Annotated in this window: 9 protein-coding genes; 7 read left to right on the top strand and 2 right to left on the bottom strand. The window is 67.8% G+C overall.

What is annotated here, in order from left to right:
- Window positions 1-89: 89 nt before the first annotated feature.
- From ACFU53_RS29160 to ACFU53_RS29170, 3 genes are all read left to right on the top strand, one after another.
- Complete coding sequence (locus tag ACFU53_RS29160; protein ID WP_383998649.1) at window positions 90-1,319, top strand: S8 family serine peptidase; 1,230 nt, start codon at window positions 90-92, stop codon at window positions 1,317-1,319.
- A 33-nt stretch (window positions 1,320-1,352) separates the two neighbouring features.
- On the top strand, window positions 1,353-1,805 hold the full coding sequence (locus tag ACFU53_RS29165; RefSeq protein WP_383998652.1) for a WXG100 family type VII secretion target: 453 nt from the start codon (window positions 1,353-1,355) through the stop codon (window positions 1,803-1,805).
- 75 nt (window positions 1,806-1,880) lie between these two features.
- Window positions 1,881-2,180 carry a WXG100 family type VII secretion target gene (locus ACFU53_RS29170; RefSeq protein ID WP_383998655.1) on the top strand — a complete coding sequence of 100 codons (300 nt, stop codon included), beginning with the start codon at window positions 1,881-1,883 and terminating at the stop codon, window positions 2,178-2,180.
- 552 nt (window positions 2,181-2,732) lie between these two features.
- Here the strand turns inward: ACFU53_RS29170 and eccCa are convergent.
- Window positions 2,733-6,707 carry a type VII secretion protein EccCa gene (gene eccCa / locus ACFU53_RS29175; RefSeq protein ID WP_383998658.1) on the bottom strand — a complete coding sequence of 1,325 codons (3,975 nt, stop codon included), beginning with the start codon at window positions 6,705-6,707 and terminating at the stop codon, window positions 2,733-2,735.
- Between the two features lie 335 nt (window positions 6,708-7,042).
- Between eccCa and eccD the strand changes: the two genes are divergently transcribed.
- Window positions 7,043-8,551: a type VII secretion integral membrane protein EccD gene (eccD, locus tag ACFU53_RS29180; RefSeq protein WP_383998670.1), complete on the top strand. Its 1,509-nt coding sequence runs from the start codon at window positions 7,043-7,045 to the stop codon at window positions 8,549-8,551.
- Window positions 8,552-8,936: 385 nt separating this feature from the next.
- Here the strand turns inward: eccD and ACFU53_RS29185 are convergent, their stop codons facing one another.
- The gene (locus tag ACFU53_RS29185) at window positions 8,937-9,230 is read right to left on the bottom strand and encodes a DUF397 domain-containing protein (protein WP_383998661.1); all 294 of its coding nucleotides are present in this window, start codon (window positions 9,228-9,230) and stop codon (window positions 8,937-8,939) included.
- A 253-nt stretch (window positions 9,231-9,483) separates the two neighbouring features.
- On the opposite strand from ACFU53_RS29185, the gene ACFU53_RS29190 reads away from it, so the two are divergent.
- The 3 genes from ACFU53_RS29190 to ACFU53_RS29200 all read left to right on the top strand — a co-directional run bounded on the left by ACFU53_RS29190 (window position 9,484) and on the right by ACFU53_RS29200 (window position 14,047).
- Window positions 9,484-10,944, top strand: a complete 1,461-nt coding sequence (locus tag ACFU53_RS29190) for a PQQ-binding-like beta-propeller repeat protein (protein ID WP_383998664.1) — start codon at window positions 9,484-9,486, stop codon at window positions 10,942-10,944.
- Window positions 10,945-11,125: 181 nt separating this feature from the next.
- On the top strand, window positions 11,126-11,413 hold the full coding sequence (rpsO, locus tag ACFU53_RS29195; protein WP_030041128.1) for a 30S ribosomal protein S15: 288 nt from the start codon (window positions 11,126-11,128) through the stop codon (window positions 11,411-11,413).
- A 414-nt stretch (window positions 11,414-11,827) separates the two neighbouring features.
- Window positions 11,828-14,047: a polyribonucleotide nucleotidyltransferase gene (locus tag ACFU53_RS29200; protein ID WP_383998667.1), complete on the top strand. Its 2,220-nt coding sequence runs from the start codon at window positions 11,828-11,830 to the stop codon at window positions 14,045-14,047.
- The last annotated feature ends 18 nt before the right edge of the window (window positions 14,048-14,065 follow it).

Here is a 14,065-nt window from a genome sequence, read left to right on the forward strand (position 1 = left end):
CACGAGCGAGGACACGGAACACGATGACGTCAGGGACCAGCCGACGAGCCGAGCGGGCCATGTTCCACAGATCGCGCTGCGGTCGACGAGTGCGGGCTGTGGGCGCGGTCGTCGGTGCCCTGGCGGCCGTGAGTGTGGGATTCGCCCCCAGCGCCGCTGCGTACGACGCCCAGTCCAAGCAGTGGTACCTGGAACCGATGAAGGCCGAGCAGATGTGGAAGGTCAGCACGGGGAAGGGCATCAAGGTCGCTGTCATCGACAGCGGGGTGAACGCAGATACCCCGTCCCTGAAGGGGCAGGTCCTGGTCGACGAAGTACCCAAGTCGGTCGCGTATCGCGCTACGGACGATTATATCGGCCATGGAACTTCTATGGCCGAGTTGATCGCAGGTACGGGAGCGGGCGGTGGCCTGCAGGGATTGGCGCCGGGGGCAAAGATCGTTCCATATCGCATTGAGCTTGAGGGACTGAAGGGTGGGGCGGAGGAACTGGAGAAGACGCCCGATGCAATAGACGCGATCAGGGCGGCAGCCGACACCGATGCGCGGATCATCAGCATGTCGTTCGGATCGGTAGGGCCGAGTTCTAAAGAGGAGGAGGCCATCGAGTATGCCGCTTCGAAGGGCAAGTTGATGATCGCCTCGGTTGGTAACAAGGGTGAGACCGAAGCCGCGATCGGCTACCCGGCCGCATACCCGTACGTACTCGGGATCGCGGCAGTGGACTCCTCTCTAACGGTGCCAGAGTTCTCCTCGTCTGGAAACTACGTGGATCTCTCGGCGCCGGGGGAAGGCTTCCCGGGGTGGTGCGATGCAACCTTCCGTTCGTACTGTGACGACAAAGCTGGCACGAGTCCCGCAGCAGCTGTCACCTCAGCCTCCGCCGCCCTGATCTGGTCCGCCCACCCCGACTGGACGGTGAACCAGGTCACCCGATCCCTGATCGACACAGCCGGCCGTACATGGGCGAAAAACAATCCGAGCAAGTACGCCGGTTTCGGAATTGTCCGTCCGCGTAAGGTCCTCGAAGACCCCCACTACAACGCAGGCGCCGCAAACGTCGACCCCCTCGAAAAGGACAACGGCGGAGACCTCCTGGCCAACTCCGCATCCACCGCCTCTTCCTCCCCCTCCCCTTCTCTATCAACCGCGTCACAAGTACCCGAAACCGGTTCCACAGGCGGTACCTCTGCGGCTGGATCAGCCGCGGAAGCGGCCAATGACAGCAATACCCTGTGGATTGCGCTCGGCGGAGCCGCCACAGCCGTCGTGTTCGGCGGTGTCGGCCTGGCTGTCATGCGGGCGCGACGCGTCAGGTGACCTCGGCAGTCGTAAAGAGACGTCAATAGCCCGGTGCTGTTCGGGGTGGGACATGCGGTGCTTGTTCATCGCCGTCAGACGATGAACAGCGATAAGCCAAAACAGTTGGATCAGGAACAGACACAGGAAGGGCGGCTGACTATGGCCGGCAAGCAGAAGCTCGAAAACGATGCGGTAATTCTGCTCCAGAAGCAGATGCTTGAGAAGTACGAGAACGTCAAGTCACGTGTGCACAGGCTTCAGGGCGTTATCGACAGTCTGGAGACCGGTCAGTGGGACGGAATCGGCCGAGCCGCGTTCGACAAGAAGCAGTTCGAGATCAACCAGTCGCTGCGGAGCATGGGCAACATCCTGGCTGAGGTCATCGAGGCGATGACCTCAGCGCGCAACATTATCGACACCAAGGAAGACGAGGTGCGCGCGGCGGTCAACAGGATCGACATCCAGGACGGTGCTCCCACGGTCTCCCCCCTGAGCTCCTACTGAGTCGAGCTGCACTCAGGACCAAGGCCGGACACCGGCACTCATCAGGCACGCACCAGCGAGACGAGGTATGCAGGCATGGGCAACAACTCCGATGGTCTTTCCGTCACTTATGACGCACTCGACATCACGGCGACCAAGATCGCTAACGAGGCGAGGGACCTCGAGCAGGATCTGCAGGAGTTGAAGAGGCTTGTCGAGAACAGTGTGCAGTACTGGGAGGGTGAGGCCCAGGACACGTTCAAGGTGAAGCTGGAGAGGTGGGACAAGGAAGCCACCGACATCCACACGGCGCTCACCGGTATCGGTCACGTTGTGGCTACGGCAGGCGGTACCTATATGGAAGGCGACAAAAAGGGAGCCAGCTACCTTCAGTAGCTCGAGGCTCATAAAGAACAGTTCTGGGGTGGGCACGCGCGGGAGGCGCCCACCCCGTCGTTGGTCAGGGCCCGTCGAACGGTTCGATGAGGTCGGGTCTTCGTACAGAACACGAAGCGCTTCCCTTGGGACGCCGGTGACGGACGGCTTGTCGACGTTCCCCGTCGGAGCGCGAGCCCTGGTTTCGAGTCTGCCGGTGCACGGAGGTATGCGGGCCGGACATTCATGCCATTCATGCCGGACGATTTCCACAGCAGCGTCCCGGTGCCGGAGCGGCGCTACATCGCCCGCAGCGACGACGGTGAGCGGATCGCCTTGCTCAGGATTTCGCCCGAACCACCGACCCTCAGCGCTTCACGGCGGAGGCCGACGCCTCTCGCCACTTCCTCGGCGATTCACGGGCCTGCGCAGTCATGAGTGCCGGACCGGAGAAGACCCTTCCGCCACGCGCGCGCCCCGATTCACCCACGCTGCATCTGGGGCTGTGACCGCCGAAGCGCCCACAGCCCCAGAGACCCTCGCATGTCAGTCAGCCGTCAGGCCGTCAGCCCGTCACACATCCCCGTCCTCGACCAACCCGACCTGAACCAACGGCTTCCCCCGCTTCCGCGAGACGAACACCCCCCGCCCCGCAGGCATCGGCCGTGGCCGTACGCCGCCCAGCAGGTCGCCCTCGCCCGGGTCGCCCGCGAGGACGACGCCCTGCGCGCCGAGTTCCTTGATGCGCTGGGTGAAGGCTTCGTAGCCGGCGCGGCCGGCCCCCGCGCTGGAGCGGGCGATGATGAAGCGGACGCCGACGTCACGGGCGAACGGCAGCATTTCCGTGAGGCCCGACAGCGGGTTGCCGCTCGACGTGGACACCAGGTCGTAGTCGTCGATGATCACGAACACCGTGGGACCACGCCACCAGCTGCGGTCGCGCAGCTGCTCCGGCGTGACGTCCGCGGTGGGCGTGCGCCGTTGCATGAGCTCGGCCAGCGCGTCCATGTGGTGTTGCATCTGGTTCGACATGGGGATGTACTCCGCCAGGTGGGAACGCGGGGTGACACCCAGCAACGAGCGGCGGTTGTCGACCACGAACAGCTTGCAGCTGTTGCCGTCGTAGCGCTCGGTGAGGCGCTTGATGAGCAGCTTCAGCAGGTTCGACTTACCGGACTCGCTCTCGCCGAAGATGAGGAAGAACGGGTCCTGGTCGAAGTCCACGAACACCGGTTCGAGGTTGTCCTCGTCGAGGGCGAAGGAGATGCCGCGGTTCGGGAAGCGGTTGCCCGGAGGCAGCTGGGCCGCCGGGAACTCCCGCGGGAGCAGGCGTACTTCGGGCGCGCCGGGCTGCTGCCAGTGGCGGCTGACCTCGGCCGCCAGGGCAGCCGTCGCCTCGGCCAGGTCCGTGTCGGAGGACAGGCCGTCGATGCGCGGGACCGCCGCCATGAAGTGCTGCTTCTGCGGCGTCTGACCGCGCCCGGGGACACCTGTGGGAACGTTCGCCGCCACCTTGCGGTCGAACTCGGAGTCCATCGGGTCGCCGAGCCGCAGCTCCAGGCGGTTCATCAGGTGGTCCTTGAGGTTCGAACGGACCTCCATGGAGCGCGAGGCGGTGAGGACCAGATGGATTCCGTAACCGAGGCCGCGCGCCGCGATGTCCAGGATCAGCGGATCCAACGCCTCGTAGTCCTGGCGGAAGTTGCCCCAGCCGTCGATGGCGAGGAAGACATCGCCCCAGGGCTGGTCGGTCACCGAGATGTCGCCCCGGGCGCGGCGCGCCCGGAAGTCGGCGATCGACGGGATGCCCGCAGCGCGGAAGTACTCCTCCCGGCGGGTCAGGACGCCGTACACCTCCGCCACCGTACGCCGGACCTTCTCGGGGTCCAGGCGCGAGGCCACCCCGCCGACGTGCGGCAGGCCGGCCACGGCCGACAGACCGCCACCACCGAAGTCGAGCCCGTAGAACTGCACTTCGTGAGGGGTGTGGGTGAGCGCGAACGACGCGATGACCGAACGCAGGAGCGTCGACTTGCCGGACTGCGGGCCGCCGAGGATCTGCATGTGGCCGGCCGCACCGCCGAAGTCGGTCCACAGCGGTTCGCGCCGCTGCTCGTACGGCTTGTCGACGATGCCGACCGGGACGACGAGCCGACCCGCACCCTCATAACCGGGCTGCGTCATGCCCCGGCCGGCCACCGGAGCCAGCCCCGGCAACAACGTGTCGAGTGACGGTGGACTGTCCAGCGGGGGCAGCCACACCTGATGGGCTGCCGGACCCTGTGCCTCCAGACGCCGGACGATCACGTCCAGGACGGTGTCGGCCAGCGCGTCGTCCTGCTGCTCGTCGGGCTCCTCCTGGCGCTGCTGCGGCACCGGCGCATACTGCACAGGGACTTCGGCCGCGGTGAACAGCACCGGCCGGCGGTCGACCGGGAGCGGCCCGCCGGGTGCGGCGGCCTGCTGGGAATCCGTGCGGTACACGCCGGAGACGTACGCGGCCTTGAAGCGCACCATCTCCTCCGTGCCGAACTTCAGGATTCCGGAGCCCGGTACGTTCGGCAGCTGGTAGGCGTCAGGGACGCCGATGGCGGCGCGTGACTCGGCCGCCGAGAACGTCCGTAGACCGATCCGGTACGACAGGTAGGTCTCCAGTCCCCTCAGTCGGCCCTCCTCCAGACGCTGCGAGGCGAGCAGCAGGTGCACGCCCAGAGAACGGCCGATACGGCCGATCTGCACGAACATCTCGATGAAGTCCGGCTTCGCGGTGAGCAGCTCGCTGAACTCGTCGATCACCAAAACGAGCGACGGAATGGGCTGGAGCGGGGCGCCGGCCGCGCGGGCCTTCTCGTAGTCGTGGATGTTGGCGTAGTTACCGGCATCGCGGAGCAACTCCTGGCGACGGTTCAGCTCACCGCGGATCGAATCGCCCATACGATCGACGAGGGTCAGGTCGTCCGCGAGGTTGGTGATCACGGCTGCCACGTGTGGCATCTGCGCCATGCCGGCGAAGGTCGCGCCACCCTTGAAGTCCGCCAGGACGAAGTTCAGCGTCTCGGAGGAGTGGGTCACGGCCAGACCGAGGACCAGTGTGCGCAGCAGCTCCGACTTTCCGGAGCCGGTCGCTCCGACGCAGAGTCCGTGCGGGCCCATGCCCTCCTGCGCGGCCTCTTTGAGGTCGAGCATCACGGCCCGACCGTCCTCGCCGAGGCCGATCGGCACGCGTAGCCGCTCCGACTGCGAACGCGGACGCCAGGTGCGCCGCGGATCGACCGAAGCCGCATCGCCCAGGTTCAGCAGTTCTGTGAAATCCAGGTTGGCCAGCAGTGGTTCGCCGTCGTCGCCGCCCGATGCCATGCGCAGCGGCGCCAGTTGCCGGGCCAGCGCTTCGGCGGCCTCGTGCGACAGGACGTCCGGCGTGCCCTCGTAGACCATGCCGTGCGCCGACTCCAGGCGCAGTTCCTTGGGGTGCACGATGATCGAGAGGTCGCCGCGCCCGAAGCTGAGGTCTCCGGGGACGACCTCGATGACTGTCACGCCCTGCAGACCTTCGGGACTGGCCAGCAGGGAAGTGGGCGGCAGCGAGACACCGTCGAGCACGACGACCAGGTGCGGCTGCTCGGGGACAGGCGGAGCGGCGGGATGGAAACGGGGGCGGCCCTGGAGGACGGTGGCCAGCCGATCCTCCAGTCGCATCGGGTCGGTCGTGATCAGGCGCATGCTGCCCGCGCCGTCCGCGACGCCCCGAGTCTGCGTGTGCGGCAACCACTTCGCCCATTCCCACTCGGGTGCCGACTCCCGCCCGGTGGCTACTGCGACGACCATGTCCTCGGCGGAGTGCAGCGCGGCGAGGCAGGCCGCGACCGCTCGGGCGGTGCCGCGCACGGTGCCGGGCTCGCCACTGATCGTCACGTGGTAGAAGGCGCGTAGCGAGACCGCCATCGGCAGGTCTTCGAGAGTGCTGTGCGTGGCCAGGAAACGCTGCATGGCCCCGGCGGTCAGCGGTTCCAACTCGTCGACGGGAGCGGTCTGCGGCGCAATCAGGGGAGTGGCCAGGGCTTGCGGGCCGAGGCCCACGCGCACCTGTCCGAAGTCCTCGTCACCGGTGCGCCGCTCCCACACCCGGCTGCCCTCGGCAACCAGGGCCCACAGTTGCTCCGGTGAAGGATGCTGGTAGTACTGGGCGTCGCGCTGGGCCTTGGCGGTGTCCAGGGCCTGGTGCCGGGTCTGCGACAGGTAACGCAGGTAGTCCCGTCGGATGTCCGCCAGTTGCCCTTGGTTGCCGCGGCGGTAGCGGACCAGCATCGCGACGCCCATGGCGATCGTGGAGGCCACCATCACCATGCCCATGATCTTCATGAAGGGCTGGGCCTGTGGGTTGAAGAAGAACACCACGGAACCGCCCATGCCGAGCATGGGCAGGAGCTGCATGAGAGCGCCCTCCTGCTGCCCGCGCGGAAGCTCCGGCGGAGGCTGCAGCACGATCTCGTCCGTGGGCACTTCCTTCGGCAGCGTCCGCGGTGGGCGCTTGACGACGATGTGGCTCACTACGCACCAATTCCCTTGCCGGACCGAGTTGTTTCGTCCGCCGCCCCGTGTCCGGCGGACGTCGATCGCGAAGGGCGATCCTACTGACAACCAGCGACACCGACGGGCGGTAGGGTGCCCGTGAGGTGTGTGAGCAGTTGCGAATCGTTCCGGGAAAATCGGGCAATCCGCAACGCTCGGAACCAAGCGCCGCCCCGCAATTCCCGGGCGTGACTGCATCGTTGCCCGGCTGCGCGGGCGGCGCGGCGCAACCTACACAGGATCTTTGCGGCGGGCGGGCGCGCGGCGGCGTCGCAGACCGCCCGACCACCGACGAGGGGGAACAGCAGGTGAGCATGACGGCCTCCGCGCCGGTCGGCGCGACCGGCGGACCGGGCAACGGAGCCCCTTCCGGGGCAGGCATGGGATTCGGCTTCTGCAGGGTCACCATCGTGGCACCGGACAGCCGCATCGATGTGGCGCTGCCCGACGACGTACCCGTCGCCGACCTGTACCCGGAGATCCTGAGGCTTTCCCAGCAGAGCCCCGACGAGGGAGCTCCTGTCGGCTACCACCTCGTACGCCGTGACGGCACCGTCCTCGACGGCGCGCGGTCGTTCGCGGCGCAGCGCATCCTCGACGGAGAGCTGCTCGCTCTGCGCCCGTTCGCCGAGTCGCTGCCGCCGGCTGTCCTCGACGATGTCTCCGAAGCGGTGGCCGCTGCCGTCACCCGCGATCGCACCCTCTGGAACGGCGAACTCACACGGGCTGCCGGACTCATCGCGGGCGGCGTCCTGTCGGCGCTGCTGGCATTCGTGGCCTGGAGTTCCCAGATCCGTCACGACATGCACAGCCTGCAGGGCGTCATCGCCGGCGTCTTCGGGCTCCTGCTGCTCACCATCGCCTGCGTTCGCGCACGGGTGTACGGCGATCGCGGCTCCGCCATCGCCCTCGGCCTGGGGGCCTTTCCGAACCTCGCCGTTGCCGGTTCCGGGCTGCTGCCTCTCTCCGAGGGGCAGGGCATCGGGCGGTTGCAGTTTCTGCTCGCCTGCACGGCGGTTCTGCTCGCCGCCGTGGTACTCACCCTGTTGTCGCCCGGCGGCGACGGCCCCTTCGTCGCCTTCGTCTTCGCCTCCGCGATCGGTCTGATCACCACCTTCGTCGCCATCCTCACGAAGCTGCGACCCATCGAGACGGCCGCCGTCTGTGCCCCGCTCGCCGTCGTCGCGCTCGCCTTCCTGCCCGGCCTGTCCATGCGCTTCGCACGGTTGCCGATCGGTTTCGAACCGCCCAATCCGTCCTGGGGCGGCTATGACACAGGCGAGCCGGTCCCGCCGGAGCCCATTGACGTCGAGCGCGTCGCGGCCCAGGCCCGCCGCGGCCACGAGCTTCTCGTCGGCCTCGTCGGCGGCTGTGCGCTCGTCTCCGTGGGCGCGTCGATCGTCCTGGGCTTCTCCGGCGATGTGTGGGCGGAGCTGCTGGCTCTGTCCACAGGCGTGGCGATGCTGATGCGCGCCCACCTTTTCCGTTACACCGCACAGGTGGGCGCCGCCCTGGCGGCCGGCCTCGCGGCCCTGGTCTTCCTCGGACTCGGGCTCGCACTGAACCCGCCGCAGGACTACGTGCGCGACGCCCTCCTCGGCGACACCACCGCCCTCGACATCCGCAGCGTCTGGCTCGCCGCAGCGATCGCCGCGGCTGCCGTACTGGTCACCGCGATCAGTCTCATCACTCCGCAGCGTGGTGTGACCCCGTTCTGGGGACGCTTCCTGGAGATCGCCGAGATCTTCGTCCTGCTCACGCTGATCCCGCTCGCTCTGGCAGTCTTCGACGTGTACGCACGGGCACGGGCCATGACCAGCTAGCGGCAGGGCCCGCCCCGCATACGTGTCCGGGTGGGAAGAGCGGGCAGTGCTCTCGCGTCGGCGGGCACGGCGCGCTCTGTGAACGGGGCCGAGAAGCCGTCCGACATGAACGGGTCTCGCTTGGACGGGTCTCGCTGGTGTCCGGAACGACATCGTTCCCAGCGCCATTCGTCCCCGACGGGGGAAGGACCGTTCCGAGTGAACCGCGGACCGCGCCCGGGCAAGCGCCGCACGCGGGTGCACGGGGTCTTGAGTTGGGCGAATCCGGCGAGCGCAGTCAAGCGGCGGTCGGTGTGGGCAAGACGAGCCGTAGGCGCCACAGCGTGCAAGCCAATGGGGCAGAGAGCCGATCGCTGGTTCCCTGCCCCATCCGTCAGCGCCCGGTCTAGGCGTCCAGCCCCCCATTGTGCGGAGCCGGCTCCAGATCGAATTCGCCGTCCCGGGCGCCCAGGACGAAGGCTCGCCACTCCGCCTCCGTGTAACGCAGCACCGTCTCCGGGTCGAGCGACGACCGCATCGCCACCGCGCCTTCCGGGAGGTACGCGATTTCCACTCGCTCCTCGTGTTCTTCCGTGCCAGGCGCGCTGTGCCACTCGACGCCCGAGATGTCGAGCGCGTAGAGCTCGTCCTTCTCCCGCTCCTTGCGTGCCCTGAGTTCTTTGTCCTCGGCCTCGGCCATGACGGCTCCGATCCTTCCTCCGCGCCAACGCACTGTGCGGTCACCCTACTTGCTCCCGTTCTCGCTGCTCAGGGGTTCGCCCGGGTACGACCGTAACGAGGGGTGTCGGCTTCGTTACAGGTGTCGACGCCCCCTCACCAAAGCTCCACGCGGGCGGCTGCCACCGCCGCACGGCGAGCCGTATGGTTCTTGATCGTCCCTCTCGTCCACGCCTGGGCGGCAGTGTCCCCATCGCGCAGGAAGGCCATGGCCCGTGAGCGGCCCGTCCCACTCCCCGTACACCGCCTCCACCCTCGAAGCCGAGCGCCGCACCCGACTTCGGCGACTACGGACGGCCGGCGCGGCGGTCCTGGCCGCGGCCGTCGTCGCCACGGGCGTCCTGGGCCTCACGTCCGGCGGTGACGAGGCGGAGTCGGAGCGGCGTCCGGCGGCCGTCCGGCAGGCTCCGGACGACATCCGCGAGACCGTGGAGAAGGCGCCCGATTCACCGGAGGGCGGCAGGTCCCTCTACCTCATCGAAAAGATCAAGACCGTGGGCGAGAACGTCTCGTCCATCGGCACCTGGGCGACGGAGAAGGTCTTCGCGAAGGGCATCGGGGACTACGTCCAGGGGTTCACCCACGGGGACGGAAGCAAGCAGTTGTACAAACTCGACTTCCCCGCCCCACTGTGCGCGGTGACGCGCCACGTCAGCGCGGCCGGCTGGACGGCGGTCGCCTACCCCGGCCAGAGTCCCGATCCCGACGAGGACACCACCACCACGGTCATGAGTCTGCCCTGCGACCGCCTCACTGTCTTCGACGTCGACACGGGCAGGAAGAAGTGGGACGTGAAGCTGCCGGGCGACGGCAGCGCCATGTCAGTCAACGTCACGATGACGGACGGCACGGTCCTGGTCACCTGGGGACAGGGCTCGGCGGCGTACGACATGACCACCGGCAAGCGGCTGTGGGCCGACACCACGCCGTCGGCGTGCGAGGACTCCGGGTTCGCGGGTGGCAAGGGCCTGATCGCGCTGCAGCAGTGCGGAGACCCGGGGGACCCCGAGTTCCGGGTGGAGAAGGTCGACGCCCGCACGGGCAAGTCGAAGTGGACCTACAAGGTCGCCACGGGCGTCAACGGGGTCTACCTGATCTCCTCCGAGCCGACTGTCATCGCCGTCATGGCGGGCGACTACGCCGTCACCGACCTGATCTCCCTCGACGACAGGGGCAAGGCGCGCGCCTCGATCCAGCCCAACCGCGATCACCAAGTCATCAACTGCAGCGAGACGTTCAACGCGGTGGTCGAGACCTGCAGCACGATCGTCGTGGGGGAGGAGCGGCTCTACATCACGACGGACGACGACATCGTCGCGTACGACCTGGGCAGCGGAAAGACCGTGTTCAAGTTCGACTCCATACCCGGACGGCGGATGTATCCGCTGAGGATGAGCGGCGGCGAACTGATCGCGTACCGGGAGTCCGGCAATCTCTCGCCCGCCGCCGTCGTCAGCCTCGATCCGGCGTCCCGTAAGGAGACTCTCCTCCTGCTCATCGGGGGGAGCCTCGACCTCGTCGACGTCGGTGATCCGACGGAGGACGACATCATCTACGAGCACGGCCGGATCTACTTCGCCACCGAAGCCCTGTACGGGCCGAGCAACAAGGGTGAGGTCGGGGAGGAGACCACCGTGGCGATCGGTTACGAGAGCGTCGCCCTGTCCAGGCGCTGATCCCGGCCTCCGACAAGCCGGTCCTCCCAGCCTGGTACCCTGGCTGACGGCCGTTTGTGTGCGCACCCCCGGACTCCGGAGGTAGCCCCCAGCGGACCCCGCCACCCGAGTCACAGAAGCCCCCCTGAGACGCAGACCAGGGGCACTCGGTGGCATCAACGAGACTCATGAGGAGTATCGCGTGTCGCTCGACGCCGCTACGAAGAAGCAGATCATCAGCGAGTTCGGTACCAAGGAGGGCGACACCGGCTCCCCCGAGGTCCAGGTCGCGATGCTCTCCCGCCGCATCTCGGACCTGACCGAGCACCTCAAGACCCACAAGCACGACCACCACTCCCGCCGTGGTCTGCTGATCCTGGTCGGTCAGCGTCGCCGTCTGCTGCAGTACCTCGCCAAGAAGGACATCCAGCGCTTCCGTGCGCTGGTCGACCGCCTCGGCATCCGCCGCGGTGCGGCGGGCGCCAAGTAAGACGCCGTGAGGGGAGCGGTTCCCGGGGAAATGGGGGCCGCTCCTTTTGTTGTACGTACGTCCGCGGTCTGCTGGACGCACCGCCGCACCCCTCGCTGAAGGGGGGCGCGCGGCCCCGCCGCACGCGGGACGTACGGGCGGAAACGTGCGGAGTGTCACCACCCCTTTGTAGTGTGGTAGCACAACGCAATATGTACGACGCAGCGTGAGGGTGCCCGGGCACGGGTGACCGCACGCACACCGAACGAGGAGAAGCGCACCTCGCCGCCGCCGGTCCTCGGTAGTGGCCCCCGGGGGATTGCGAACCCCGAGGGCTTCGATCGAAGACCGGCCCGCACCAGACGGCGCGCTTCTCCGCCACCGTCCCCCTGCCACACGGGCGGGACCAGGGACGAAGACGAGGAGAATTTGCTAGTGGAGAACGAGACCCACTACGCCGAGGCCGTCATCGACAACGGCTCCTTCGGCACCCGCACCATCCGTTTCGAGACGGGCCGTCTGGCCCGCCAGGCCGCCGGCTCCGCCGTGGCCTACCTGGACGACGACACCATGGTGCTGTCGGCCACCACCGCCTCCAAGAACCCCAAGGACCAGCTCGACTTCTTCCCCCTCACGGTGGACGTCGAGGAGCGGATGTACGCCGCCGGCAAGATCCCCGGCAGCTTCTTCCGCCGTGAGGGCCGTCCCTCCGAGGACGCCATCCTCACCTGCCGGCTGATCGACCGCCCGCTGCGCCCGTCCTTCAAGAAGGGCCTGCGCAACGAGATCCAGGTCGTCGCCACGATCATGGCGCTCAACCCCGACCACCTGTACGACGTCGTGGCGATCAACGCCGCCTCCGCGTCGACGCAGCTGGCCGGTCTGCCCTTCTCCGGCCCGATCGGCGGCGTCCGCGTCGCGCTGATCAACGGCCAGTGGGTCGCGTTCCCGACGCACACCGAGCTCGAGGACGCCGTCTTCGACATGGTCGTCGCCGGTCGCGTCCTGGAGGACGGCGACGTCGCGATCATGATGGTCGAGGCCGAGGCCACCGAGAAGACCATCACGCTGGTCGCGGGCGGCGCCGAGGCGCCGACCGAGGAGGTCGTCGCCGCCGGTCTGGACGCCGCGAAGCCCTTCATCAAGGTCCTCTGCAAGGCCCAGGCCGACCTCGCCTCGAAGGCTGCCAAGCCGACCGGCGAGTTCCCGGTCTTCCTGGACTACCAGGACGACGTCTTCGAGGCGCTCACCGCTGCCGTCAAGGACGAGCTCACCCAGGCGCTCACCATCGCGGGCAAGCAGGACCGCGAGGCCGAGCTGGACCGCGTCAAGGGTCTCGCCGCCGAGAAGCTGCTCCCGCAGTTCGAGGGCCGCGAGAAGGAGATCTCCGCCGCGTACCGCTCGCTGACCAAGGCCCTGGTCCGTGAGCGCGTCATCAAGGACAAGGTCCGCATCGACGGCCGCGGCGTCACGGACATCCGTACGCTCGCCGCCGAGGTCGAGGCCATCCCGCGCGTGCACGGCTCGGCGCTGTTCGAGCGTGGCGAGACCCAGATCCTGGGCGTCACCACCCTCAACATGCTCCGCATGGAGCAGCAGCTGGACACCCTCTCCCCGGTGACCCGCAAGCGTTACATGCACAACTACAACTTCCCGCCGTACTCCGTCGGCGAGACCGGCCGCGTCGGCTCCCCGAAGCGCCGCGAGATCGGCCACGGAGCGCTCGCCGAGCGCGCCATCGTGCCGGTCCTGCCGACGCGCGAGGAGTTCCCCTACGCGATCCGTCAGGTGTCCGAGGCCCTCGGCTCCAACGGCTCGACGTCCATGGGCTCGGTCTGCGCCTCCACCATGTCGCTGCTGAACGCCGGTGTGCCACTGAAGGCCCCCGTCGCCGGTATCGCCATGGGCCTGATCTCCCAGGAGATCAACGGCGAGACGCACTACGTCGCCCTCACCGACATCCTCGGTGCCGAGGACGCCTTCGGCGACATGGACTTCAAGGTCGCCGGCACCAAGGAGTTCGTCACCGCCCTCCAGCTCGACACCAAGCTGGACGGCATCCCGGCCTCCGTCCTGGCCGCCGCCCTCAAGCAGGCCCGTGACGCCCGCCTCCACATCCTCGACGTGATGATGGAAGCGATCGACACGCCGGACGAGATGTCCCCGAACGCCCCGCGGATCATCACCGTCAAGATCCCCGTGGACAAGATCGGCGAGGTCATCGGCCCCAAGGGCAAGATGATCAACCAGATCCAGGAGGACACCGGCGCCGAGATCACGATCGAGGACGACGGCACCATCTACATCGGTGCCCAGGTCGGCTCGCAGGCCGAGGCCGCCCGCGCCACGATCAACAGCATCGCCAACCCGACCATGCCGGAGGTCGGCGAGCGCTACCTGGGTACGGTCGTCAAGACCACCACCTTCGGCGCGTTCGTGTCGCTGCTCCCGGGCAAGGACGGACTGCTGCACATCTCGCAGATCCGCAAGCTCGCCGGCGGCAAGCGCGTGGAGAACGTCGAGGACGTCGTCGGCGTGGGCTCCAAGGTCCAGGTCGAGATCGCCGAGATCGACTCCCGCGGCAAGCTCTCCCTCATCCCCGTGATCGAGGGCGAGGAAGACTCCGAGGACAAGAAGGACGACGGCGACAAGTGACGTCCCGTAGCTCCAAGG

Origin of the sequence: Streptomyces sp. NPDC057474 (assembly GCF_042802555.1) — a bacterium.
In the GTDB taxonomy this organism is placed as follows: domain Bacteria; phylum Actinomycetota; class Actinomycetes; order Streptomycetales; family Streptomycetaceae; genus Streptomyces.

Coding starts and splice junctions, on each gene's coding strand:
- ACFU53_RS29170 (WP_383998655.1), top strand. CDS start 1,881: ATGGGCAACAACTCCGATGGTCTTTCCGTCACTTATGACGCACTCGAC.
- ACFU53_RS29185 (WP_383998661.1), bottom strand. CDS start 9,230: ATGGCCGAGGCCGAGGACAAAGAACTCAGGGCACGCAAGGAGCGGGAG.
- eccD (WP_383998670.1), top strand. CDS start 7,043: ATGACGGCCTCCGCGCCGGTCGGCGCGACCGGCGGACCGGGCAACGGA.